Origin of the sequence: Pontibacter korlensis (assembly GCF_000973725.1) — a bacterium.
Lineage (GTDB): Bacteria > Bacteroidota > Bacteroidia > Cytophagales > Hymenobacteraceae > Pontibacter > Pontibacter korlensis.
Genome location: NZ_CP009621.1, coordinates 2,329,687 through 2,352,837, shown reverse-complemented (window position 1 = coordinate 2,352,837; position 23,151 = coordinate 2,329,687). Strand labels below are relative to the sequence as shown.

Genomic DNA, 23,151 nt, shown 5'->3' with positions numbered 1-23,151 from the left:
CCTTAAGCTAATTAAAAATAGCCTTTGTTTAATATTCCACTGATCCCAATTTTTATGCATTTACTCTTGCTAGCCTCTTCTTAAGGGCAGACTACAGCACCTGAAGGAGCCTCCAGTGGCAGGAGCGGCATCAAACTTTATCTCTACAACGTCTATTCCAGCCTTCCTAATTTCCTCGTTGATTGGTTTGCACAGCGAATGGTCGCGGCTGATGATCCGGTCCTGCGACAGCGAAAGTATGTTAGTGGCCAGCTCCCGCTGCTGCTCCTTGTTCACCCTGATCAGGTCGTAGTTATCGAGAATCTCGCGTGGGACCTGCTTAAAGCCTTCTTCATAAATAAGGGCTGCCCTGCCTCCTACCGGGTTAAACATGCAGTCTAGGTGCAGCACGTTCTCGCCTTCTGCCAAGGTTCGCGCCTCTACCGGCACCACGTTAAACTCACTGCCAAACTGCTCCTCCAGGAAAGCCACACCCTCTTGGTTCGTGCGCTGCGATACAGCCACGAAGATGTTTCCTTTATCTACCAGTATATCGCCACCCTCTATAAAACAAGTAGGCGAGTCGGGGATAATAATGTTGGCCTCGTGGCCGGGGATGTCGTGCAGGTAGCGGAAAATACCAGCACTTTCGTAGCGGCGGCTTTTCTTCACCATGTTGCAGAGCAGGAACTTCTCCCCGATCACCATGCCCAGGTCGCGCGGCGTGAGCTGGTCGTAGACAAATTTGCCCACGTAATCCGGCACCAGCACCTCCACGCCTGCCTCCGTCAGCACTTGCCTGAACGTATCGAACTCCTCCTTCAGCTGCTCCTTTTGCGGCAGTCCGTTCTTCTGATCCTCGTTCACCAGCTCCACATAAGCCGGCGCCTCGCTGTAGTTCTCGTACCTGCCAATAATTACTTTCTGCAGCGTATGGGTCTCGCTGTACTGCTTTATGGTCTTAATCAATTCTATACTATCTAAGGGTGCTTTCCGCACTGCAAAAATAAGGCCTATAATTGGATTTGTTATAATTAGCACATCAGAAAACCTGGCAGGTTTATTTGTTCAGAAAGTTGAAAAGATACTGGGACAAAAGCAAGTATAAGCGCAATGCGAGCGTCGGGACGATTAGCTTAAACTACATAAGGTCCAACTTTAGCTACTCAACCATATTTTGAGTGGTGCCCCTTTATACTTGCTTGCTGTCCAGTTGCAGCTTCATCATGATATCTATCTGCTCATCGTCGCCTAACCTGAAGATGTGCCTGTCAAATTCTACGAACCCGTTTTTCTTGTAAAAATTTATGGCCCTTGGGTTTTCTTCCCAAACACCCAACCAAACGTAATCGGCATCTACCTGCCTTGCAATTTTTATGGCCTTTTCATAGAGCAGCTGCCCTACGCCTTTCCCGTGGAAATCTTTTACCACGTAAATCCTTTCAATTTCAAGGGCTTTGTTGTCTTTTAGCTCTGTTTGAGACTGTCCGAAGTTTAGCTTTAAGTAACCAACTATCTCATCGCCAAAGGTCGCAAAATAGAACTCTGAGCTTTGGTTGTTGAGTTCGGTCGTCAGTTTCTCTATTGAAAAGCCCTCATCCAAGTACTTTGCCATATTCTTCTCTGTGTTTCCTGCTGAAAACGTTTCGGAGAATGTTTGCCTGCCAATCTTCTGCAGTTGGTCAATGTCGGCTGGTGTTACTCTTGTTATGTTGATGTTTACCATTCTTTCTTGAAGTGTTTCGCTTGAAGGGTGCCTACCAATTGGTACATAAAGCGAGCGAGGCGTAGCCGCTGCTTGGCTTATGTATAGGGGTAGGCAATGCTATTCTTTTCTTATTGTTTTTCTATGATACATACAGATTAAACTGTTTTGAAACTCGCCACCCCGTCTTTACCATTTTCTAAGATAACAAGGTTTCCTTCGCCACACTTAAACCCATCCATACAGTTCCTTTCATAGACGAAGACCGCCCTTTCTTTAGCCTTATCTATATAAACCTTGGATGTTGAAGCTGCCATACTTCTTGTATTCTCCTTTAACCTTATCCAGATCCTGCTCCCTGACAACGGCCCGTTCGGATTAGATTGACAGAGCTAAGTTCCAAGGGCTGTGAGAGTTTTTCCAGTATTTGTGTAGTAGGGTCAAAGTTGTTCTCTATCAGGATATGCTTTATGAGTTGAAGTCTGTCAGGTATTATGTTCCTGCTATTTAGTGGGTAATGCATATTCCAAAATTCATCTCTTGTGAAGACAACCAGCTGTGTTGGGTCTTCTTTCCGATGCTTTTCGTAATAAGCCCGTGCTTTGTCTTCCCCTTCTTTGCTTGCTATCTCGTAGACTACATCCATTTCTTTATCGGATATTTTGTAGTACAAGTCGGTTCCAACAACACTAAGAAAGACATCATTGAGAAGCTTCTCTTCTTCAGAGACATAAACCTGCTCAGGCTCACTTTCTATACCCTTCTCACCTTCGGAACAACCTATTAGTAGAAGTATAACAAGGTAGAACAAAGTAGCTTTTTGGAATTTTATACTTTTAGTATTGCCTAACTATTAGCTCAACGTAAACCTACGCTTACCCTACCAAATATAGCAGATAACAGTAACTCACCAAGTATACAGAGCCTCCCAACCCACAAAGTACACCACCCTTACCAACTATCCCTCCGTAAAGCGCTATATTTGCAGCAAAACCAGACGCTCGCAGGACCTTCGGACACTGTGAGTTCTTTGTAAGAAGTATAAATTTGAAGTTACTCTACGACATTGGCCTGAAGGCTTATAGTACAGTCATTGCCCTGGCAGCTCCTTTCAACCAAAAAGCGAAGCTGATGCAGCAAGGGCGTAAGGGGCAGTTCCAGAAGCTGCAACAGGCTTTGCAGCAGAACCAGGCGCCACTGGTGTGGTTCCACTGTGCCTCACTGGGCGAGTTTGAGCAGGGGCGACCGGTGATCGAGGCGTTCCGGGAGGCGTTTCCGGAGTATAAAGTGCTGCTCACCTTCTTCTCCCCTTCCGGCTACGAGGTACGCAAAAACTACGCGGGAGCCGACTACATTTTCTACCTGCCCCTAGATAGCGCCAGCAACGCCAAACGCTTTCTGGACATCACTAAGCCTAAGCTGGCTGTGTTCGTGAAGTATGAGTTCTGGCATTTTTACCTGCAGGAGCTGCAGCGCAGAAGTATACCTGTACTTTCCATCTCTGCTATTTTCCGGCAGGAGCAGGTTTTCTTTAAAGGCTATGGCGACTTTTACCGTGGTATCCTGCGCCGCTTCACGCACATCTATACCCAGAACAAAACCTCACTGGAGCTGCTGCAAAGTATAAATATAAGCAACGCAAGTATAGCCGGCGACACGCGGTTTGACAGAGTACTGCAGACAGCCGCATCTGTTAAAACCATACCTTTGATAGAGGCTTTTGCTGCCGGGCAAGAGGTGTTTATGGTAGGCAGCAGTTGGCCTGCGGATATAGAAGTACTGCTGCCGCTGACCCGGAAGTATACACCAAGTATAAAATTTATCATCGCGCCGCACGAAGTAAACGAGGCAAGTATAAATACGGTGATGCAGGCCTTAGGCGAAGGGGCCGTGCGTTTCTCCCAGACCTCTGAGGCAGACGCAGCCAGGTATAAGGTGCTGGTGGTTGACAACATTGGCATGCTCTCCTCGCTCTACAGCTACGGCACCTACGCCTATATTGGCGGAGCCTTTGGCAAAGGACTGCACAATACACTAGAAGCCGCAGTGTTTGGGCTGCCGCTGTTCTTCGGGCCAAAGTTTGAAAAGTTTCAGGAGGCGAAGGACCTGGTAGCGCTGGGCTGTGCATTCTCGGTGCAAAACGCGGAGGAACTGCTGCAGGCTTTCGGGCGTGTGCACGAAACACAAGGGCTGCGGCAAAGTATAACTCACAAAGAAAAACAATACGTACAAGAGCAAGCTGGCGCTACGGCAACCATCATGGCCGATGTAAAGCAACTGCTGAAATAAACTGCATGAAAGGAGTAGTAGTAAAATCGACGGGATCGTGGTACCTGGTGCGCGACGAGGAGGGCAAATTGCACCGGGCACGCCTGCGTGGCAAGTTCAAGATAAAAGGGCTAAAGGTTAGTAACCCGCTGGCCGTAGGCGACCGCGTGGAGTTTGAGGTGGAGACAACTGGCGAGGACACTGCTGTTATCCATACAATTGAGGAGCGCGAGAACTACATCATCCGACAGAGCACGCATAAAACTGCTTACTCCCACATCATTGCCGCCAACGTAGACCTGGCTCTGCTCATCGTCACGCTAGTATCACCACGTACCTCCTTTGGCTTTATAGATCGTTTCCTGGTAACTGCTGAGGCCTACGATATTCCGGCCACGCTTATCTTCAACAAAATAGATCTGTACGATGAGGATATAAAGAACTACCAGCGCCAGATCAGCCACATGTACGCCCAAATCGGTTACCCAAGCTTAGCAGTGTCTGCTGCAAACAACAAAGGCATAGACGACATAAAGGCTATCTTACATGGAAAGACCACGCTTCTCTCAGGCCACTCGGGTGTAGGCAAGTCATCGCTCATCAACCTCATCGTGCCTGACCTGGAGCTGAAAACCTCCGAAATATCATATTTTTCTGATAAAGGCGTACACACCACAACGTTTGCGGAGATGTTCGAGATTGACCCGGAGACCTTCGTTATCGACACGCCGGGTATAAAGGAATTGGGTATTGTGGATATTCCGGCGGCGGAGCTGAGCCACTTCTTCCCAGAGATGCGTGAGCGCCTGAACCAGTGCCGCTTTAACAACTGCACCCACTTTAATGAGCCCGGATGCGCCGTGATAGAGGCTGTGCGCCACAACGAGATCTCCCTTACCCGCTACGAAAGCTATTTAAGCATGCTGCACGGGCAGGATAACCGCAAGTAAAGTTTAGTCATGCAGCAGCCACTGTATGGCGCTTCTTTCGTCAGTAAAGTTCTGAAACGCGACCAAGGTGGTAGGCTGTGCCAGTAAGTCCTCCGCCAGCGCTTCTATAAAATTCTCACGGTTGTGGTTTGGATTACCTAAGCGGGCAATCTTCTGCAGGCGTGTCTGAACAAGCTTTTTCGCAAATTCTACATTCAAGTCTACGTACTCAACATCCGAAACCCCTTCCACATCCTCGTGTGCATCAATTAGTAGCCGCTTTATGTCATAGTTGCGAATGGTATCTAGCAAGACCTGCATCGTATAACTTAGTTCGGCTAGTGTGGACGTTTTGCTTTGGAGCCATCGGGCAGTAAGTATATCTGTAGCGGCATCATACTCCAACTCACATAGGCCATCGCTGTGTAACTTCATGTACTGTCTTAATTCTCAGATTAGTTTATGCTGTAAAACTATACATTATTGTATAAAGAAGTTTAACCGACGCCACAAATCCTTTCTGAATTAAACAGACACTGAACTTGATAAGCTATCTAAACCAAAGCAAGGAAGGGCAGGTATTTTCTGATACCTGCCCTTCCTGATCTTATCTTCTGAAATCAGCTTACTGTGCCTGCTGCTTTACCAGCACCTTTTCTACCACATGTATCACCCCGTTAGTGCTCATACCATCGGCTTCCACCACTTTTGCACCGTTCACCAATATATCGTTACCTTTCTTCGTAACGCTTAGCTGCTGCCCACCCAATGTTTTCAGCGTAGCACCATCTGTTAAATCGGCGGCTGTAAGTTTACCGGCCACTACATGGTTTTGCAGCAACGAGGTCAGTTGCTGGCTATTACCGCCCTCTACCATTTTTTCAATCCCGCCGTTTTGCATCTGCTTAAATGCTTCGCTTTGAGGTGCAAAAACAGTATAAGGACCGCTTCCATTCAGTGTTTTTACCATCTCTGCCTGGTTCACAGCCGCGGCAAGTACTTGTAGCTTCTCGTTAGCGTTGATGTTTTCTACTATATTTTTAGAAGGCACCATCACGTTTCCACCTATGCGGGATCCTGTCATGGAGGCATCTACTGGATCGTTTCCTAGCTCTCCTTCCCTGGCCTGCTTACCAGGGGTGTTCTGGTTTGTTCCACGAGAGCCAGGCTCCTCACGTAAGTTGGTACCTGCTTCTCTTTGGGCCTCGTTATTCGCATTCTCTTCATTTGTGCCACAGCTTGCTAGCGCTGTGCTACAGCAAATGGCTAAGGCATATGCCATTACTTTTATTGTTTTCATAGTATGTGGGTTTACTTGTGCATGTAAAATTACTTAAGCCAGTGCCACCCCTACTACTGAGTTAAGCTTGGCTTATAGCTCTCTTAAACTATAAATTGCGTACTTTTGTTATCTGTATCAATGTTTAAGCTAAATCAGAACTGTACATGAAAACTGCAGAAATCCATACTGCCAAAGGAGTAATGAAAGTTGAATTCTATGAGAAGGACGCTCCTAATACTGTTAATAACTTTGTGAAGCTGGCTAAAGATGGCTTCTACGATGGCCTTACTTTTCACCGTGTTATTCCTGACTTCGTGATTCAGGGTGGCTGCCCTAACACCCGTGAGGGCGCTAAAGGTGTACCTGGCACAGGTGGCCCAGGCTACAAGATTGATTGCGAACTGACTGGTGAGAACCAATACCATGATCGTGGCGTGTTGAGCATGGCTCACGCTGGCCGTAACACTGGTGGCTCGCAGTTCTTTATTTGCCATAGCCGCAATAACACTGCTCACCTGGACCGCAACCACACTGTATTCGGTAAAGTGGTGGAAGGTGTAGACGTAATTGATCAGATCCGGGCTAACGACCGCATCGAGAAGATTGTAGTGAACGAGGAGTAATCCTTACCTATCTTCTGACTTAATTATCAAGCCAGTACCTAGAAAGCTAGGGCTGGCTTTTCTCTTTTCTAGCCATTCACCTGTTTATTACTATTGCACAATAGCAATTATAACTTAAATAATTGCCACACAACCTCCTGTTCCTGCCTAATTATGCTTATTTTTACCTAACAGCCGTTTGGCGCCCTCACGGGAATATAACTTTGCCTGCCCTTATACGCTAAGTATCAGGCACTGTATCACCATTAAAAAAACTGTTAGAGAAGCGGATACTGCTATAGCGGTTGTGCCGCCTGCTACTACTACGTATGAAGAATCTTGCTTTACACTGGCAAATCCTGATAGGTATGGCCTTAGGCGTACTATGGGGGATGTTAGCCAGCTCACTTGGCCTGGTCGACTTCACCCTTGACTGGATCAGCCCCTTCGGCACCATCTTTATCAACCTGCTTAAACTTATTGCTGTGCCACTGGTGCTCGTCTCGCTAATTACGGGAGTTTCCAGCCTCAGCGATGTTAGCAGACTCTCCCGCATCGGCTCTAAAACCATAGGCATCTATTTAGGTACAACGGTGCTGGCAGTGCTTTTCGGTCTTGTGTTAGTAAATGTGTTTGAGCCCGGAAAGGCTTTCTCTCCTGAGAAACGGGAAGAATTTAAAGAGCAGTTTGCCTCTACCACCACCCAAAGGTCTTCGGCCGCTGCCGCTGTAGAGCAGCAAGGCCCGCTGCAGCCGCTCGTTGATATTGTTCCTGACAATATCTTCAAGTCTATGACCAACAATGGCAGTATGCTGCAAATCATTTTCTTTGCCCTGCTATTCGGTATAGCCCTGATCATGATTCCTCCGGACAAGGCTGCCCCTGTTAATGATTTCTTTGAGGGGCTTAACCTGGCTATACTTAAGATTGTTGATATTATTATGATGGCGGCGCCTTATGGCGTATTTGCCCTACTGGCAGGCTTGGTGGTAGAGTTTGCCGGCAACGACCCGGGTGCCGCTGTAGAACTACTGCTGGTGCTTGGCTACTACTGTATTGTGGTAACTATCGGCTTGCTGTTCATGATACTACTTGTTTACCCGGTACTTGTCATGACAGTAGGCAAAACAAAGTACAAGCACTTCCTGAAAGGTATTTTCCCGGCCCAGATGCTGGCTTTCTCTACTTCTTCCAGTGCTGCTACACTACCGGTAACCATGGAGTGCGCGGAGAAAAACCTCGGCATTAATAAAGAGATCACCAGCTTTGTACTACCTCTGGGTGCCACGATCAATATGGACGGCACCAGCCTTTACCAAGCTGTTGCTGCAGTATTTATAGCCCAGGCCTACGGCATCGACCTAAGCCTGACAGCACAGCTGGGAATAGTAATGACAGCCACCTTGGCCTCTATTGGAGCTGCAGCGGTGCCTGGTGCCGGTATTGTGATGCTGGTCATTGTGCTGCAACAGGCAGGTATACCGATAGAGGGTATTGCCCTTATACTTGCTCCAGACCGTATTCTGGATATGCTGCGCACCACTGTTAACGTAACCGGCGATGCTACTGTATCGATGATGGTGGCACGCACTGAGGGGCAGCTACACCCGCCTACAGAGATAACAATAAAATAGCATATAGACCTGCCCCGAGCGCGAAGGCCCAGTAGCGGCTTTCGCGCTCTTTGGGCAGCTCCTCCTTCAGTACGTTCAGAATTACGCCGCCTCCCACAAAGGCCAACACTAGGGCCACCAAAGCCTCTGGCAGCTCTACTACAAAGCCAATACCCCAGCCCATTATCAAGGCAGCCACCAACACCCAGCGCCCATAGCGCCGGTAGCTATTTTTATGGTGCTCCTGCAATCCGAAGTCGTTCACTATAAAATGCAGCGCCATGGCCACCGAAAACAACAGCAGGTTCTGCAAAGACTCCTCTTCCCGCTGGAACAGGATGTAGCCTATTAAGGCATTGTAGATGGCAAAGGAGCCAATGTGCAGCCAGAAAAAACCCTGCTCATGTCGCGGCTCTACATGCTCTTTTTTCTTCTGCTGATACCGTTGCTCCACCACAATCCGCTCCAGCCCATAGAACACGGCTAGGCCAATCAGGGCTACCAGGTACACATGGTGGCTCAGGAAGGTTTCGGCCACGTTAAGTTGCTCCACATGCTCCTGCCCCTCACTGAGCTCCGGGAACAGGTGCAGAAAAACATAAGCCACCGAAACTCCGCCCGCACCCGACAACCAGATACTGCGCGGCACACCTGCTAAAAACCTCAGCCTTGTTCCAAAGAAATGTATTAAAGCCAGTATTACCACCGGCCAAATAGACACGTAGTTTTCCATGCCTAAGGCTACTGTTTTTGCTGATATTATGTTTTAGGAGGTATCAGGAAGAGCTGGCACCCGCAGGTTATCTTATTTGCTAATCCTCTACAACTTGCTTATATTCATTTAGCTATATGCAACAGGCGTAAGTAACTCAGTAGCTTTATGCTTTTTGCTCTACCAGAATATACATCAAAATGTGCTAGTCCTCATCTAGCCCATAGCTATACTTTCTTCTCGTTTGTACTGATTAGCTCTATGAAAACACGACTCTTGTTACTTCTGCTTGTTGGCCTTACTTGCCAGGTGCAAGCTCAATCATTAGCATCAGATAGCTACAAAAAGGCAGTCTTTGTAGAAGCTTTTGGGCAAGGCCTGCATGGCACAGTTAACTATGATATGCGTCTTAAGAAAGGAGCAAATAATGGGTTTGGCTTACGTATCGGCATAGGAGGCATCTTTACAGGTACTTTCAATAATGACGCTGAGAACAAGATTATGGGTGTAGTCGCTTTTCCTGCAGGAGTAAACTACCTTTCTGGCGAAAGTCGCAGCTCATTCGAAGCAGGTATAGGCTTGGCACCTTTTTATGCTGAAACGGATATCTACAGCCCAACAAAACCTGAATTCATAGAAAAGAACGGGTGGAATACCAATGGCTATCTGAATCTTGGGTACCGCTTTCAACCCATAGAAGAAGGCTTCATGTTTCGGCTCAGCTGGACTCCTTTACTTAGCAGCGCAGGCTTTCTGGCTCAGCAGTTTGGCGCTTCAGCAGGGTACAGTTTTTGATAGATGTTAAATCCTGGATTTCGGGGATTAGCATAAGTCGGTGGGATATCTGTTACTAAGCCACAATTTTGTAAAGTTTGGTAAAAGAAAAACGGGGAATGGTGGTGGTGTAGATATAAAACTAATATGGAGAGATAAATTAAAAGGATAAATATCAATAAAGATTTATGGTTATTTATTCAGGGTAACAAAATGTCACTTGGATGTTCGTTCCTAAGTAAAGGCATACACGCTACAATTTCCTTTGGTAATGCTTCAGGTTTACTCGATTTACATTTAACTAGAGATGAACCTAAGATACACTATTCTGTCATCACAGTTAGCCATGAGAATTTTCTCATTCTCATAAATCATTTTACTGAAAATATAATTTCTTATCTACCTGCAGATAAGGCAGAACTGCATGCGACAACACTGATTCTACCTTTATCTGGAACAGAACATAGCAATGAACAGATTGTAGACGACTCTTTAAACTTGAACCTTACTAACTTTTATAATTCAAAAACAGGTAAAAAGCTTAGGATAGACGGGAACAGTAGTGAGCTCAAAAATATGGTTGCTCTTTTAGGTGATGATTTTAAGCAAATTTGGATGAAGCACCTGATATCTGTCGAAGAGTTTGAAGCAAACGAGAGATGCACAGGGCTTCTGATAGGAAACGAGCAGGTTTCACTCCTTTTCACTCATGAAGATGAGTCGAAGCCTATTCAGTTAAAACTAGATATAAGATAAATCTTACCCATGAACTTTACCTCCTTTCAACAAAGTATAAGCTCTAGCGCTCCTCCTTCAGAAGCCTCTTTATACCTGCAGGCATTGTGGCATGACGCGAAGGGTGACTGGGACAAGGCACATGTGCTCATACAAGACTTGCCCGACCAGAATGCCGCCTGGATACATGCCTACCTGCACCGCAAAGAAGGGGACAACTGGAATGCCGACTACTGGTACCGCAGGGCAGGCAAAAAACGGCCGCAGCAAACGCTGGAAGAAGAATGGCAAAGTATAGCCAGCGCCCTACTGGAAGAGGAATAAAGTAAAAAGGCAGGAGAATTCCTCTCCTGCCTTTTTACTTTATCAGCTTAGTTATACTTAAAACTGGTCATCGTCCTCTTCCTCATCTCCGAAGCTTGGCATGGTAAACATACCACTGAGCAGGTCTTTGAACTGCAAGCCAGTGCTAAGACGATTTTTACTTAATTGGCTATGCTCTGCCAGGCCATGTAAAGCAAATTCCATCATAAACAGCTTCTCATCGCCCTTCACCTTCGGCAGCTGCTTTTCTACCAATTCTGTTAGACCAGGTATACTTTGCAGGGCAGCTTTATACTCGTCCGCAGATGCGTCATTTAGTATATCTATGGTATTACCGTCGCCAAACCAGTCGGTTATTTTCTTATAAGGGTTCCCCTCTTTGGCTTTCTTGGCTTTATCCGGGTCAGGAAAGTACTTCAGGAACTGTGTACGGATAGCTTTACCCATCAGCACCTGCGCCACATGGCCGGCCCCCTCCTGCTCGCCTTCATACACCAGCTCCACTTTACCCGTTACAGACGGAATTGTATTCAGGAAGTCTGATACACGCACGTATGTTTTGCGCTCTCCGTTCATCAAGGCACGGCGCTCAGCAGCGCTCAGCAGGTTCTCAAAAGCAGAGATAGTTAATCTAGCCGAGACACCGCTCTTGGCATCTACATACTCGCTCTCGCGCGCCTCAAATGCTACTTGCTCTATCAGGTCACCAATAATGTCGTTGGTTTGCACAAGCTGGTGCTGTCCCTCTTTCACCTTCGCCTCCTGCTTGGTAATCTTCTTACCTGTTTCAATGGTTTTAGGGTAGTGCGTGATGATTTGGGAGTCGATACGGTCCTTCAGCGGCGTTACAATAGAGCCACGGTTGGTGTAGTCTTCAGGGTTGGCAGTAAATACAAACTGGATATCCAGCGGCATACGTACTTTGAAACCGCGTATCTGAATGTCACCTTCCTGCAGAATATTAAACAGCGCCACCTGTATGCGCGCCTGCAAATCGGGCAGCTCGTTTATTACAAATATGCCACGGTGGGAGCGAGGTATCAGGCCAAAGTGAATCACGCGCTCATCAGAGTACGGCAGCTTTAGCGTAGCTGCTTTTATCGGATCAGCATCACCAATAAGGTCTGCTACCGACACATCAGGTGTAGCCAGTTTCTCGGTATAGCGTTCAGAGCGGTGCAACCACGTGATTGGCGTATCATCGCCATGCTCGTGTACTACATCCTTGGCGTAGCGCGAAAGTGGATGAAGCGGATCGTCGTTCAGCTCGGAACCTTGCACCACAGGTATGTACTCATCCAGCAGGTCTATCATTTGGCGGGCAATACGTGTTTTAGCCTGCCCCCTAAGCCCCAGCAAATTAATGTGGTGCATCGAAAGTATAGCACGCTGCATATCCGGAATTACGGTTTCTTCATAACCCCAAATGCCCGGAAATATCTCTTCTTTGTTCTGTAGCTTTTTGATCAGGTTGCGGCGCAGCTCCTGCTTCACGGTTTCTGGCTCGTAACCGGCAGCTTTCAGCTGGCCCAGTGTTTTTATCTGTTGTAGCTTCTCGGCTGGTATGTCTCTGTAGTTCATGTGTACAGTTATCAGTAATTAAATTGCTGAATTGTTGGGTGGTTAAATTGTTGACCTTTTCGTGTAAACCCATCCCTAACCCTCCGAGGAGGGGAACTTCCTGAGTTATGTGAATGCTTAACTCTATAACTCCTAAGCTTTCTAACTCTAAAAACTCTTTTTGCGATTGCGGCCGTAGTCGCGGAACACCAGGTGCCCTAATCCTTTTAGGCTGCTGTAGTAGGCTTGCCCGTTATTTACTTTCGTAAACTCGTCTACGAATTGCTGCAGGTATGGGTCTGAAGCGATCATAAATGTGGTAATTGGGATCTTCAGGCGACGGCACTGGGCAGCCAGGTTCAGCGTTTTATTTACCACCTTACGGTCCAGCCCAAAGCTGTTTTTATAGTAGCGTAAACCTTCTTTTAAACAGGTTGGCTTACCATCGGTGATCATAAAAATCTGCTTGTTCTGTGTTTTGCGCTTGCGCAGAATGTCCATGGCCAGCTCCAGTCCAGCTACGGTATTGGTATGATATGGTCCTACTTCCAGGTATGGCAAGTCCTTTATTTCGATCTGCCAGGCATCGTTGCCAAACACGATCACATCCAGCGTATCCTTTGGGTACTTCTGCTTAATAAGCTCAGCCAGTGCCATGGCTACTTTTTTGGCCGGAGTGATACGGTCTTCCCCATACAGAATCATAGAGTGCGAGATGTCTATCATCAGTACCGTGGAGGCCTGTGTTTTATGCTCTGTCTCGGTTACCTCCAGGTCCTGCTCTGTCAGCTGCAGGTCACCAATGCCGTGGTTTATCTGGGCATTTCGTAGCGACTCCGTCATAGAGATCTGCTCCAGCGTATCGCCGAAGCGGTACTCGCGGCGGTCAGTGCTAGTCTCGTCGCCGATGCCAGTGTGCGGTGTAGCATGGCTTCCCTTGCCGCCTTTCTTGAGTTTTCCGAAAATCTCCTCCAAAGCACTGCGGCGTATACTTTGCTCGCTCTTAGCTGTAAGCTGAAAGGCTCCTCGCTCCTGTGGGTTTTCATCCAGGTAGCCCTTCTTCTTCAGGTCTTCAATAAAGTCGCCTATACCATATTCGTCGCCAGTCAGGTTATACTGCTTGTCCAGCGAACTAAGCCAATTCAGAGCCTCTCCCACGTCGCCTGAGGTAATGGTTATCAGCTGCATAAAGATCTTCAGCAGCGACTCAAAACCTGGCTTATCATCCTGGGGAGGTATATAATCAGTGAATCTGTATCCAATCATAAACTAGGGTTTACCATGTGTAACAAGTATAGCCAGTACATTGTTCTGTTACTTCCTGCGCATGGTGGGCAGCATAAGAGCAAATATGCTGCAGAACCTTGCTATCATGCTTTAGTAAAATAATGTACAGCACTTATAAAACGAGTAAAACTATGAAAGCGATATTTAATGATGTAGTAATTGCAGATAGCAATGATACCGTTGTAGTAGAAGGCAACCATTATTTTCCTCCGAACACAGTTGATAAAAAGTATCTGGAGGAAAGCCGTACCCACACTACTTGTCCCTGGAAGGGCGAAGCCTCCTATTACCATGTAAAAGTAAATGGAGAGGTACAGCAGGACGCTGCCTGGTATTACCCCAACCCAAAAGACGCAGCTAAAGAGATAAGAAATTACATAGCTTTCTGGAAAGACGTAGAAGTTCAGGAGTAACTCTGCTTGTGGTAGGGTTACAAAACAAAAGAGGTGAGCCACTGAACTGGCTCACCTCTTTCTTTATCTTTTAGCTTATGCTGCTTAGTCAATCCAACGGAACTTGTACTCCAGCTGTGGAGACTTCATACGCTCTGCTACACGCTTAAGTCGGGCTGGCAGGGCCATTACGTAATCGCGGGCACGCTCGCCAGTTTCGTTAAGACCTGTTAAGGTTTCGATCTTCCACTCACTAATCAGACCTTCCAGAATATCGGTATAGTCTGCAGAAGTATATACCCCAATACGCTGTGCGGCATCGGTAAAGTGGCCGAATGTTTTACCAAGCTCTACACCTAACTCACGCATGTAGTGGGCCGGCATCACGATCTTCTTGCGCATCATGTCTTCAAAAGCAAGCATCATCTCGTTCGGGTCAGCCTCAAAAATTTTGCTTACAAAAGCTTTATAAGCCTTAGCATGGCGCGCCTCATCGGCTGCCACGTGGCCGCAAAGCTTGGCAAGCATGTTATCGCCCTGCTTCTTGGCAATTTGAGCCACACGGCGGTGCGAAATATTAGTAGCTGTCTCCTGGAAAGAAGTATACACAAACGAACGGTATGGATCGTTGTCTGTCTGCAGGTCAAAACCATCGGATATCAGGTATTGCGTAGAAGCCTCCATTTCACGCATGTTGATACGCCCACTCAGGTAAAGGTAACGGTTTAGTACGTCGCCATGGCGGTTTTCCTCAGCCGTCCAGCTGCGGTTCCACTTCATCCAAGGCCCCTGCGGATCTTGTGGCAAACCATCTATGGTCATGAGCCAGCTTTCGTAGGTAGGAAGTGCCTCTTCTGTTATAGTATCGCCAACCAATACAGCCAACAGATCATAGCTCAGGTCACGGGCACGCTCGCGCAGTTCCTTTACTTCATCAAAGAATGTCTCCAGTGTAGCGTCAGGTAACAAGTCGGCAGGCTGCCAGCTATCTTCAACCGATTTAAGAAACTCAGAGAGTTTTTCTCCCACAAAGTCTTCCATCCATTTTATAACTTCTGCACGGGAGGCGAGTGCTGCTGTAATCATGTTGTTGTTGTTTAATTGAGTGCCAAATATAGGTATTAAAATATTGATAGTGGCCCTATTGAGTAACAAATTACCCACAAAAACACCCGTTTTCGGTTGCTTATGTGTTTGTTATATGTTTAATCCCAAAATGCCAGCTTTAATTTCTGCTTACGGATAATAAGGGAGAAGGTAGACAAAAACTGTACTATTATTGCCTGTTACGGAGTCTCAGATAGAGGCGTCGCAGGAAACCGAGATCGATTTTATGCCTGTTTAGCTGCCGCACGAAACCATACAAAAAAGGCATCCCTGCTACTTGTTCAAGGAGTTGCAGCAACTGCTCTGCTTCATTAAAGTTGCCAGTAAGGTAAGCATGTCGTGCCTCATACTTTAGCCGCCTGACCAGCGCCTCGCGCTCCTGCTCGGTCTGTATCATTTCTGCGGCCCTACTGCATACTATAACAGTAGATGCCAGAAGTTTATTGCCTTGCCGGTACCAGCCACTTGAAAGAGAGGAGTTATGCAGCCGCCTCTGTGTAGTTACCTGTGGCAGGTAAGCGTATTTATACTTGCGGGCAGAACGTACCCAAAAGTCAAAGTCCTCATAGGCCAGAGCTTCGTCGTAACCGTGCAATTCCTCATATACTTCCCGGCGAATAAGCATGGTAGGTGGGCATATAAAGTAACGCCCGAGAACCTCAGCAAAAACATCGCCATCCGGTGCAGCTTTGTACTTTTGGCTGTGCAGGTGTAGTGGCACCGAATTGTCAGATATATATTCTGCGTCGGAGTATACTACACCGTAGTCAGGTGGTAAATCTTGAAAGAGTTTTACCTGTTGTGACACCCGCTCTGGCAACAGCACATCATCGGTAGCGAAATCAATAATAAACTGACCTTTACTGGCCCGCCAACCCATGTTGAAGGCTTTCGTGTTACCCATATTACGCCCGGTGCTGATAAAGCGGAGCTGTGGGTGCCGCTGCACATACTCTTGGATAATACCAACACTGCCATCAGTGCTGCAGTCATCCACTACAATAATCTCCAGGTTGGGGTACGTCTGCGCCAACACCGAGTCCAAGGCCTCACGCAGAAAACGCTCATGGTTATAACACAGGCAGATGATGGAGACAAGCGGTGGTTGGGGCATGGGCGAAGATAAGGAATATTATATTGCTTTGTGCTCGCGAGGCAGCTGTTGGAAGTTTAGCTTATACTTTGTCCTATACTTTATAGCTACTGTCTTTACTTTTTAAAACAAGCTATACTTATTAGCTACTGTTCATCCTCGGCTCTATGACTTGCTCGTTTCATATTTGGCTTTGGTGCGCTCAAGGCCGCGAGGCGCTCGTTAAGGGTATCGCGCTGTGTTCCCTCCTGCGCCAGGGCGCTGCCCTTCGGGCACCGGATCTCACAAGGCGCTCAATCCAAGGACTGAGATCAGGTTAGATAGCCAAAGCTGATAGAAGATAATTCCCCTCCTCAGAGGGGTTAGGGTGGGTTCACCTGAATAGCTCTAACTACAACACTCATATTTTATACAGTAGAACGTTCCTCCTGCTTCCTTAGAGCTGGACAAGAAGCATAAATCTACCTCCCGAAGAACGCTTTTACGGCCTCAACTACCCGCATCTGCTCGGCTTCGGATAAACCTGGGAAGAGCGGTAAACTGAGGCTGGTACTGGCAAGTTCTTCGGCCACTGGAAAGTATCCGGCTTTATATCCTAGAAAAGTATAAGCAGGCTGCAGATGTACCGGCACAGGGTAATGTATTGCCGTACGTATCCCCTGCTCTAGCAAGTAGCTTTGCAGTCTGTTTCTATACTTTGTGCGGATGTTAAAGATGTGGTAGACATGATCGCAGCCTGGAGCCGTTACCGGAAGTATAAGGTCGCCGGTGTTTTGTAGCTCCTGCAAGTATACCTGTGCCAGCCGCTGACGCTCTGCGTTCAAAGCATTAAGATGTTGCAGCTTTACCCGTAGCACTGCCGCCTGCAGCTCATCCAGCCTTGAGTTTAATCCGACCCGTTCAGACATATGCTTCTGTGCCTCGCCGTAATTTCTGTACTTCTTGGCAAAGGCAGTCACAGCAACATCAGACGTTACGACTGCTCCGGCATCGCCCAAGGCTCCTAAGTTTTTGGTAGGGTAAAAGCTGAAGGCTGCAGCATCGCCAAAGGCTCCGACTAAGGTGCCTTTATATTTTGCTCCGTGTGCCTGAGCGGCATCTTCCAACACTTTTATACCCTGCTTCAGCGCCAACTGCAACAGCTCGTCCATCTGGCAAACTTGTCCGTAGAGATGCACCGGAAGTACAACTTTGGTTTTGGAAGTGATGTGTCTGGAGGCAGTTTCGGCTGTAAGATTGTAAGTGTACTTATCAGGCTCGGCCAGCACAGGCTTTGCCCCAACTTGCAGCACCGCATTTACAGTGGCAATAAATGTGTGCACCGGCAACACTACTTCATCCCCTGCTCCTACGCCCAAAGCTTTTAAAGCGATCACCAGTGCATCATATCCATTGCCTACTCCCACAGCTGCACCAACTCCCAGGTAAGCTGCATACTCCTGCTCAAAGCTCCGTACCTGCGGCCCCAGCACATACTGCTTGCCGGCAACGGCTTGTGTCAGCGCCTGCTGCACCTGTGTCTCCAGGCCTGCCGGAAAATCTCTGAACTGGAAGTACGGAAGAGGTTCTTGCATAGTCGGTGGAGTTCGTAAGTTGGGAAGTTAAAAAGTTAGAAGGTTAAGTAAGGAATATTATGCGACCTTCAACCTATAACCTACCACTATAATATGCTTTTTATTTTTTTCATGACTCAATGTGCGACGCCAGCTTTCTAAACCTGTTGTAATCACGAATATAATCAGCCTCGCTGAAATCTGTAGAGGTAAGGCAAAGGGCTGTGGCTCCTTCAGAAAAGTATAGCTCAGTCCAGCACATTGCTGGTATGTACAGGCCCTCCTGTGGGTGCGTCAGTTCAAACCCCTGCTTTTCCCGGCCTGTGTCGGTCAGCACTTTTATACTTCCGCTCAGAGCAATCAGCACCTCTTCGGTAGCCATATTGGCATGGTGTCCACGCTCTACGCCTAATGGTGTGTCTTGCGTCCAGAACACCCTCTTTATTTCAAACGGGATATTCTCGGCCAGTTGCGTACTGGTTATAAAGCCTACTTCAGGACTCCCGACACGGTGGAATGAAAGCAAGTATGGCGTAGCTGGCAAAAGTATATTTTTTGGTGATGTTGCAAATGTACGTAATTCGTAGATATCGCTATAATTTTTACCCTTGCCGGGCTTTGGTTAAATTGCAGGAATGCTAGCAGCAAAAGCAACCATGGAAGATACCTACAGAACCATAGAAGCGCCCGCAGAGGGGTTGTACAAGGAGAAGGGAAGCAAGTTTATTGCCCTGGCCTATCCGGTATATTCTGAAGAGGAGGTGAAGGATATTATCGCCGAGCTGAAGAAGAAGTACTACGATGCCCGCCATCACTGCTATGCTTACATTCTGGGTGCTGACCAAGCCCGCTACCGCACAAACGACGACGGCGAACCTAACCATTCTGCAGGTGATCCTATACTTGGGCAGATCCGCTCTGCCGGCCTCAGCAATGTGCTGGTAGTGGTAGTACGCTACTTTGGAGGCACTAAGTTGGGTGTAAGCGGTCTTATTAACGCTTACAAAGTGTCCACAGCTGATGCACTGGAACAGGCCACCGTTATAGAAAAGCACGAAACTGTACTGCTGCAGGCACACTATGCTTACCCACAGATGAACGATGTGATGAGCCTTGTGAAAGAGTATGACCTGCAGGTGCGCGACCAGCAATTTGAACTGGACTGCCGCCTTACCATTGAGGTGCGCCGTAAGCTGCAGGAAGAGATTACTATCAAACTGGAAGAGATGGAAGGCGTTGAGGTTTCCGTTGTAGGGGAATAAACTTCTAAATTCTAACTCCTAAACGCACTAACTCTTAACTCCCCTAAATGGCCAAACGCAAACATAACCGCGCCCGCAACAAGATTTTAGAACGCAAGGCTGGCATAAAACCAGGCTCGCTACTCATACCTGCCGAGGCGTATGCTCCACGCTTTTTCCTGATGTCGTTTAACGAGGGGATGTTTGAGGAGATGGAGCTAAAGACTTACCAGGAACTGTTACAACGGGTAAACTCCAGACCGGATGCACGACATTGGATCGACATCAGAGGCTATGCTGATCAGGCCATGCTGGAGCAACTGATCATAGACTTTAAGCTGCACCCGCTGCAGATGGAAGACGTGATCAACGATTACCAAAGGCCAAAGGTGGAGGAGTTTGGTGAGAACCGCCTGTTCATGATCACGCGTATGCTGCGCTGGTCTCCCGAATTCAGAACCCTGGACGATATACAACTTTCGCTTTTCACGGGACCTAACTACGTGCTTAGCCTGCAGAGCGACTATGGCGATTGCCTTGATCCGCTGCGCGAGCGAATCAGGATCGGCAAAGGCATTATCCGGCAGCGGCCGGCAGTGTACATTGCCTATGCTATACTGGATGTGGTGCTGGATTATTACTTTCCGGTAATTGCTGATATCGGTATTTATATTGAGGAGTTAGAGCAGGAAGTGCTTCGGCAGCCTAACAAGGCCACGCTAAGCCAGATTCTGGACTTAAAAAACGAACTGATAAAGCTGCGCCGCATCACATGGCCTGAGCGCGACCTGATGAACGAGATCCTGCGCATGGACGAGGACACCATTCCCGAGAACCTGAAAGTATACTTCCGCGATGCTTACGACCATGCTGTGCAGTTGATAGACCTGGTGGACAATCACCGCGAGATGGCTTCCAGTTTGGTAGACCTGTACATGTCTACAGTAAGCAACCGCATGAACGAAATCATGAAAGTGCTTACCATCATCTCCAGCATCTTTATTCCGCTAAGCTTTATTGTAGGTTTGTATGGGATGAACTTTTCGCACGAGGATCCAGAAACAGGAAAGGTTTTCCCACACAGCATGCCAGAGCTTTACCAGCCATACTCCTACCCTATACTTTTAGGTTTGATGTTTATGCTCATAATGCTGCAGCTATACTTCTTCTACAAAAAGGGCTGGTTCAGGAGTTTTTAACGAGCACAGGTTAGCGCTTATTCACCAATACTAAAGCCGATCTTCTTTAGTTGGTTTCTGATCACGTAGTATAAGGTGTAGTCGTTGGCAGTCTCGTTATAGTAGATGGTAACGGGTTGGCTGTTCTCGATAGAGCGGCCACCAATAAGCTTGCCTTTTGAATCGTACAGGTATGTTTTTCGTGGCCCTGTTTCCGTGATGGCGTATACCCTGTTATCGCCGCCAAAGTGGAAGTACTGCACTATTTTAGGGGCTGACGTAACATAGCGCTTCTCGAACAGCTCATTAAGATCCTGATCTAGTATGGCTACCTTGCCTTGCTCCTGCCGCACAATAATATAAGAACGGGCACTGCTGCTTTCTGGCACCATCTGGAACAAGGCACGCTTGCTAGGACGCATCAGCTGCTCACGGTTTAGCACCTTGCCCTGCAGGTTAAACGTTACCACATTACCATATCGTGTTACAGCTGTTACTTCTGTGCGCCTTAGGTCGGCACCAATTTTAGCCATGGTACCGGAGGTTAACGGTGCCTTCAGGTTTATAGGAAAGCCAGGGTATGTATCGCCATTGCGGTTGAGGGCATAGATGTAGCCATTTTCCAGCGGCACCAGAATCACATCACGGCCACCCACGCGCAGGTGCTGTGGTTCGGCTGCCAAACGATAATCCATGCGGCGGGGTTGCCAGCCCTGTACGCCACTTCCACGCATGTTGTACATGTACAGGTTGCCAAGGTTATCATCTACCAGCAGCCTATAGTCGCCTTCTTTTTCATAGTCGAACACAGCCAAGTGTTGCAGGCTCAGTGTATCGGACAGGTTAAACGGAAAGTTCTCCAGCGCTTGCCCCTGGTTGTTGATAGCGTGGATGCGGTTTGAGGTTATAAACAGGTAGCGTAGCTTCTTGTCTGGCCCGTACTCTATCTGCTTTATTTCGCTGCGCAAGGTGGTGCCAAGGCTATCGGTCCAACCACGTTTGCCTAGTGCAGTTACATTTAGCAGCACATTGGCAGAATCCTGCACTACCAGTTCTCGGCTTCGGTCTACGGCGTTCTGGATTGGGAAAGGTCTTGAATCAAGCCTGTTATCAAAGGTGATAGTTTCCTCCTCCTCGAAAACATCCTGCCCGGTTGTGTTGCTTTGCTCCGGTCTTCGAATAACCAGGCTGGTATAGTACCTTCCTTCAACCATAGAGAACTGCAGCCCTACCTGTGAGAAGCGCTTAATGATGGTAGCGTTCTGCAAAAGGTTTTCCCGCTCCTCATCAGTAGTGTAACGATTCAGGATGTACCAGGCATTTACGGTATTCAGGTACAGGCTGAAGTTTGCTTCCTGCAGCGTCTCTTCCAGGAAAGCTTTCTGACCTACTGATTTGCTCCACACGTTTCCCTCCAATATGTCATCGAGCAGGTGACGGAGCGTTGCCATTTCCTCTGATATGAGCAGGTAATTATCTACCTGCACCACATAACTCTGTTCAAAACCCTGGAATACACGCCCCAGGAGCTGTTCAGGCAACTCCGGAGTGTTCAGAAGCTGAATGCTATACCCAGCATACTTTTCTATAAACGGCTGTTCCTTGCGGGCCTCTGCCAACTGATTTCCCAGCCGGTTTAGCAGGTGCTGTGTTAACGCAGGGTTACTTGTATGAGCGTATGCCACCTTATCCGGGCTTTGGCTCATGCTGTTCGACTCCATGTAGGCAAGAGCAGCTTCCTGTCTAAAACTTTGGGCAAGGCTATCAACAGTGGCAGCATAAGCGGACTTGTTAGCCTTTTGAGGCTGCCGCAAGCGTGCTATCTCCTGTAGGCCGAAGTGCAGCAACATGGCCGTGCGGTTAGGCATGTAATTTCTAACTCCTAACAGCTGAGGCTTTCGTGGCTGCATGGTATTGTGCAGAGAGTTCTTCAGGTTCTCAGCATTCGAAAAGCCATTCAGAAATATTTTGTTCCTATCCAGTTTTAGCTCCAACAAAGCGTTATGGCACAGGGTAGCCAGGTAACGTACCTGTGGCATTACATCCTCTTGCAGAAACAAGCCAAACAGGTCTGGCAATACCCTGTAGTTAACAAACACATTGGCATATACATCCGGCTGGTCCAGGTAATTTACATTACGGAACTCGGCTACAACAGACGCTTCGGTTCCTCTGCTAGCACGCCTCGCGATCTCCTCTATAAGTACAGGAGAGGCACTCAGGATGATGTTGTTGTGATAAGTGAAGTATGTAAAACGGCTACCGTTGCGCGTGTTGGTTATGTCAGTTAGCAGGTGCCCCTGGTAGTCTCTGGAGTCCTCCTCAAAGATGGTGCTCTTGTTTATGTTTTCAGTGAGAGTACGCAGAAAGCGGTGCTCGCCCACAGAGTTTACAGGTACATAAAACACATAGCTCACCTCCGACTTGCCTTCCACGTGCAGCGATGTAAGGATGTTCTTTTCGTCCAGAAAACGGTCGAGGCGCTGGTTGCCGGGGGCAACGCTATCGAGGTAAGCCATATTCTCCTCGAGCTGCTGCATCACCGGCAGCATCGAAAAGCTTTGCCAAAGCTCCGTCTCGCGCAGGTGCTCCATCAGCGCCTGGTGGTTGTTTGTCTCTACTACTAGGGCCGCATTTTCTGGCACCATCGTCCATAGGTCTACTTTCTCTCTGGAGCCTTTCCAACGGTTAAAACCATAGAACGCCAGAGAAGCAAGTATAACAAAGCCAATAAAGAAGAATACGATGCGTTTAGGCATGGTAAGCGTTTTCAGGCTACAAAAATAGTGTAATTTTTTGAACTGCATCCCTGCAGTA

At 47.7% G+C, this 23,151-nt stretch carries 24 protein-coding genes; 10 read left to right on the top strand and 14 right to left on the bottom strand.

The window, feature by feature from the left end:
* Window positions 1-69: 69 nt before the first annotated feature.
* From PKOR_RS10240 to PKOR_RS10230, 4 genes are all read right to left on the bottom strand, one after another.
* Window positions 70-948 (bottom strand): dimethylarginine dimethylaminohydrolase family protein, encoded by an 879-nt coding sequence (locus PKOR_RS10240; RefSeq protein ID WP_158453757.1) that lies wholly within the window; start codon window positions 946-948, stop codon window positions 70-72.
* Between the two features lie 223 nt (window positions 949-1,171).
* Window positions 1,172-1,705, bottom strand: coding sequence for a GNAT family N-acetyltransferase (locus PKOR_RS10235; RefSeq protein WP_046310551.1), 534 nt, complete (start codon window positions 1,703-1,705; stop codon window positions 1,172-1,174).
* Between the two features lie 137 nt (window positions 1,706-1,842).
* Entirely contained in the window at window positions 1,843-2,001 is a 159-nt protein-coding gene (locus tag PKOR_RS25035) for a hypothetical protein (RefSeq protein ID WP_158453756.1), read from the bottom strand.
* Window positions 2,002-2,024: 23 nt separating this feature from the next.
* Window positions 2,025-2,495, bottom strand: coding sequence for a hypothetical protein (locus PKOR_RS10230; protein WP_046310549.1), 471 nt, complete (start codon window positions 2,493-2,495; stop codon window positions 2,025-2,027).
* Between the two features lie 236 nt (window positions 2,496-2,731).
* On the opposite strand from PKOR_RS10230, the gene PKOR_RS10225 reads away from it, so the two are divergent.
* Together PKOR_RS10225 and rsgA are read left to right on the top strand one after the other, a co-directional pair.
* The gene (locus PKOR_RS10225; protein ID WP_046310547.1) at window positions 2,732-3,973 is read left to right on the top strand and encodes a 3-deoxy-D-manno-octulosonic acid transferase; all 1,242 of its coding nucleotides are present in this window, start codon (window positions 2,732-2,734) and stop codon (window positions 3,971-3,973) included.
* A gap of 5 nt (window positions 3,974-3,978) precedes the next feature.
* Entirely contained in the window at window positions 3,979-4,902 is a 924-nt protein-coding gene (rsgA, locus tag PKOR_RS10220) for a ribosome small subunit-dependent GTPase A (protein WP_046310545.1), read from the top strand.
* Window positions 4,903-4,905: 3 nt separating this feature from the next.
* Here the strand turns inward: rsgA and PKOR_RS10215 are convergent, their stop codons facing one another.
* Both PKOR_RS10215 and PKOR_RS10210 read right to left on the bottom strand, forming a co-directional pair.
* Window positions 4,906-5,316 carry a hypothetical protein gene (locus PKOR_RS10215; RefSeq protein ID WP_046310544.1) on the bottom strand — a complete coding sequence of 137 codons (411 nt, stop codon included), beginning with the start codon at window positions 5,314-5,316 and terminating at the stop codon, window positions 4,906-4,908.
* A gap of 190 nt (window positions 5,317-5,506) precedes the next feature.
* The gene (locus tag PKOR_RS10210; RefSeq protein WP_052738800.1) at window positions 5,507-6,181 is read right to left on the bottom strand and encodes a fasciclin domain-containing protein; all 675 of its coding nucleotides are present in this window, start codon (window positions 6,179-6,181) and stop codon (window positions 5,507-5,509) included.
* A gap of 146 nt (window positions 6,182-6,327) precedes the next feature.
* On the opposite strand from PKOR_RS10210, the gene PKOR_RS10205 reads away from it, so the two are divergent.
* Together PKOR_RS10205 and PKOR_RS10200 are read left to right on the top strand one after the other, a co-directional pair.
* Window positions 6,328-6,786: a peptidylprolyl isomerase gene (locus PKOR_RS10205; protein ID WP_046310542.1), complete on the top strand. Its 459-nt coding sequence runs from the start codon at window positions 6,328-6,330 to the stop codon at window positions 6,784-6,786.
* Window positions 6,787-7,094: 308 nt separating this feature from the next.
* Complete coding sequence (locus PKOR_RS10200) at window positions 7,095-8,399, top strand: dicarboxylate/amino acid:cation symporter (RefSeq protein WP_046310540.1); 1,305 nt, start codon at window positions 7,095-7,097, stop codon at window positions 8,397-8,399.
* Here PKOR_RS10200 and PKOR_RS10195 read toward each other — a convergent pair.
* Window positions 8,377-9,111, bottom strand: coding sequence for a ZIP family metal transporter (locus PKOR_RS10195; RefSeq protein ID WP_046310539.1), 735 nt, complete (start codon window positions 9,109-9,111; stop codon window positions 8,377-8,379). The two genes, PKOR_RS10200 and PKOR_RS10195, sit on opposite strands and share 23 nt — an antisense overlap.
* A gap of 240 nt (window positions 9,112-9,351) precedes the next feature.
* On the opposite strand from PKOR_RS10195, the gene PKOR_RS10190 reads away from it, so the two are divergent.
* From PKOR_RS10190 to PKOR_RS10180, 3 genes are all read left to right on the top strand, one after another.
* Window positions 9,352-9,885 carry a hypothetical protein gene (locus PKOR_RS10190; RefSeq protein ID WP_046310538.1) on the top strand — a complete coding sequence of 178 codons (534 nt, stop codon included), beginning with the start codon at window positions 9,352-9,354 and terminating at the stop codon, window positions 9,883-9,885.
* 192 nt (window positions 9,886-10,077) lie between these two features.
* Window positions 10,078-10,620 (top strand): hypothetical protein, encoded by a 543-nt coding sequence (locus tag PKOR_RS10185; RefSeq protein ID WP_046310536.1) that lies wholly within the window; start codon window positions 10,078-10,080, stop codon window positions 10,618-10,620.
* Window positions 10,621-10,629: 9 nt separating this feature from the next.
* A complete protein-coding gene (locus PKOR_RS10180; RefSeq protein WP_046310535.1) occupies window positions 10,630-10,923 on the top strand; it encodes a hypothetical protein in 294 nt (97 codons plus the stop codon).
* A gap of 57 nt (window positions 10,924-10,980) precedes the next feature.
* Here PKOR_RS10180 and PKOR_RS10175 read toward each other — a convergent pair whose 3' ends face one another.
* Window positions 10,981-12,504 carry a sigma 54-interacting transcriptional regulator gene (locus PKOR_RS10175; protein ID WP_046310533.1) on the bottom strand — a complete coding sequence of 508 codons (1,524 nt, stop codon included), beginning with the start codon at window positions 12,502-12,504 and terminating at the stop codon, window positions 10,981-10,983.
* Window positions 12,505-12,651: 147 nt separating this feature from the next.
* Window positions 12,652-13,749: a vWA domain-containing protein gene (locus PKOR_RS10170; protein ID WP_046310531.1), complete on the bottom strand. Its 1,098-nt coding sequence runs from the start codon at window positions 13,747-13,749 to the stop codon at window positions 12,652-12,654.
* Window positions 13,750-13,901: 152 nt separating this feature from the next.
* Between PKOR_RS10170 and PKOR_RS10165 the strand changes: the two genes are divergently transcribed.
* Entirely contained in the window at window positions 13,902-14,183 is a 282-nt protein-coding gene (locus PKOR_RS10165; protein ID WP_046314348.1) for a DUF427 domain-containing protein, read from the top strand.
* Between the two features lie 84 nt (window positions 14,184-14,267).
* Here the strand turns inward: PKOR_RS10165 and PKOR_RS10160 are convergent, their stop codons facing one another.
* The 4 genes from PKOR_RS10160 to PKOR_RS10145 all read right to left on the bottom strand — a co-directional run bounded on the left by PKOR_RS10160 (window position 14,268) and on the right by PKOR_RS10145 (window position 18,459).
* A complete protein-coding gene (locus tag PKOR_RS10160; RefSeq protein ID WP_046310530.1) occupies window positions 14,268-15,248 on the bottom strand; it encodes an acyl-ACP desaturase in 981 nt (326 codons plus the stop codon).
* A gap of 190 nt (window positions 15,249-15,438) precedes the next feature.
* Entirely contained in the window at window positions 15,439-16,383 is a 945-nt protein-coding gene (locus PKOR_RS10155) for a glycosyltransferase (RefSeq protein ID WP_046310528.1), read from the bottom strand.
* A gap of 440 nt (window positions 16,384-16,823) precedes the next feature.
* Window positions 16,824-17,936, bottom strand: a complete 1,113-nt coding sequence (locus tag PKOR_RS10150; RefSeq protein WP_046310526.1) for a DegT/DnrJ/EryC1/StrS family aminotransferase — start codon at window positions 17,934-17,936, stop codon at window positions 16,824-16,826.
* 109 nt (window positions 17,937-18,045) lie between these two features.
* Entirely contained in the window at window positions 18,046-18,459 is a 414-nt protein-coding gene (locus PKOR_RS10145; RefSeq protein WP_046310524.1) for a sugar 3,4-ketoisomerase, read from the bottom strand.
* 112 nt (window positions 18,460-18,571) lie between these two features.
* On the opposite strand from PKOR_RS10145, the gene PKOR_RS10140 reads away from it, so the two are divergent.
* Together PKOR_RS10140 and corA are read left to right on the top strand one after the other, a co-directional pair.
* Window positions 18,572-19,177, top strand: a complete 606-nt coding sequence (locus tag PKOR_RS10140) for an IMPACT family protein (RefSeq protein ID WP_046314347.1) — start codon at window positions 18,572-18,574, stop codon at window positions 19,175-19,177.
* Between the two features lie 47 nt (window positions 19,178-19,224).
* Entirely contained in the window at window positions 19,225-20,355 is a 1,131-nt protein-coding gene (gene corA, locus PKOR_RS10135) for a magnesium/cobalt transporter CorA (protein ID WP_046310523.1), read from the top strand.
* Between the two features lie 17 nt (window positions 20,356-20,372).
* Here corA and PKOR_RS10130 read toward each other — a convergent pair whose 3' ends face one another.
* Window positions 20,373-23,093, bottom strand: coding sequence for a hypothetical protein (locus PKOR_RS10130; RefSeq protein ID WP_148561662.1), 2,721 nt, complete (start codon window positions 23,091-23,093; stop codon window positions 20,373-20,375).
* Between the last annotated feature and the right edge of the window lie 58 nt (window positions 23,094-23,151).

Bases quoted from the DNA above. Each gene is read 5' to 3' on its own strand.
- PKOR_RS10235 (WP_046310551.1), bottom strand. From the start codon at position 1,705: ATGGTAAACATCAACATAACAAGAGTAACACCAGCCGACATTGACCAA.
- PKOR_RS25035 (WP_158453756.1), bottom strand. From the start codon at position 2,001: ATGGCAGCTTCAACATCCAAGGTTTATATAGATAAGGCTAAAGAAAGG.
- rsgA (WP_046310545.1), top strand. From the start codon at position 3,979: ATGAAAGGAGTAGTAGTAAAATCGACGGGATCGTGGTACCTGGTGCGC.
- PKOR_RS10215 (WP_046310544.1), bottom strand. From the start codon at position 5,316: ATGAAGTTACACAGCGATGGCCTATGTGAGTTGGAGTATGATGCCGCT.
- PKOR_RS10210 (WP_052738800.1), bottom strand. From the start codon at position 6,181: ATGAAAACAATAAAAGTAATGGCATATGCCTTAGCCATTTGCTGTAGC.
- PKOR_RS10205 (WP_046310542.1), top strand. From the start codon at position 6,328: ATGAAAACTGCAGAAATCCATACTGCCAAAGGAGTAATGAAAGTTGAA.
- PKOR_RS10200 (WP_046310540.1), top strand. From the start codon at position 7,095: ATGAAGAATCTTGCTTTACACTGGCAAATCCTGATAGGTATGGCCTTA.
- PKOR_RS10195 (WP_046310539.1), bottom strand. From the start codon at position 9,111: ATGGAAAACTACGTGTCTATTTGGCCGGTGGTAATACTGGCTTTAATA.
- PKOR_RS10190 (WP_046310538.1), top strand. From the start codon at position 9,352: ATGAAAACACGACTCTTGTTACTTCTGCTTGTTGGCCTTACTTGCCAG.
- PKOR_RS10185 (WP_046310536.1), top strand. From the start codon at position 10,078: ATGTCACTTGGATGTTCGTTCCTAAGTAAAGGCATACACGCTACAATT.
- PKOR_RS10180 (WP_046310535.1), top strand. From the start codon at position 10,630: ATGAACTTTACCTCCTTTCAACAAAGTATAAGCTCTAGCGCTCCTCCT.
- PKOR_RS10175 (WP_046310533.1), bottom strand. From the start codon at position 12,504: ATGAACTACAGAGACATACCAGCCGAGAAGCTACAACAGATAAAAACA.
- PKOR_RS10170 (WP_046310531.1), bottom strand. From the start codon at position 13,749: ATGATTGGATACAGATTCACTGATTATATACCTCCCCAGGATGATAAG.
- PKOR_RS10165 (WP_046314348.1), top strand. From the start codon at position 13,902: ATGAAAGCGATATTTAATGATGTAGTAATTGCAGATAGCAATGATACC.
- PKOR_RS10160 (WP_046310530.1), bottom strand. From the start codon at position 15,248: ATGATTACAGCAGCACTCGCCTCCCGTGCAGAAGTTATAAAATGGATG.
- PKOR_RS10155 (WP_046310528.1), bottom strand. From the start codon at position 16,383: ATGCCCCAACCACCGCTTGTCTCCATCATCTGCCTGTGTTATAACCAT.
- PKOR_RS10150 (WP_046310526.1), bottom strand. From the start codon at position 17,936: ATGCAAGAACCTCTTCCGTACTTCCAGTTCAGAGATTTTCCGGCAGGC.
- PKOR_RS10140 (WP_046314347.1), top strand. From the start codon at position 18,572: ATGGAAGATACCTACAGAACCATAGAAGCGCCCGCAGAGGGGTTGTAC.
- corA (WP_046310523.1), top strand. From the start codon at position 19,225: ATGGCCAAACGCAAACATAACCGCGCCCGCAACAAGATTTTAGAACGC.
- PKOR_RS10130 (WP_148561662.1), bottom strand. From the start codon at position 23,093: ATGCCTAAACGCATCGTATTCTTCTTTATTGGCTTTGTTATACTTGCT.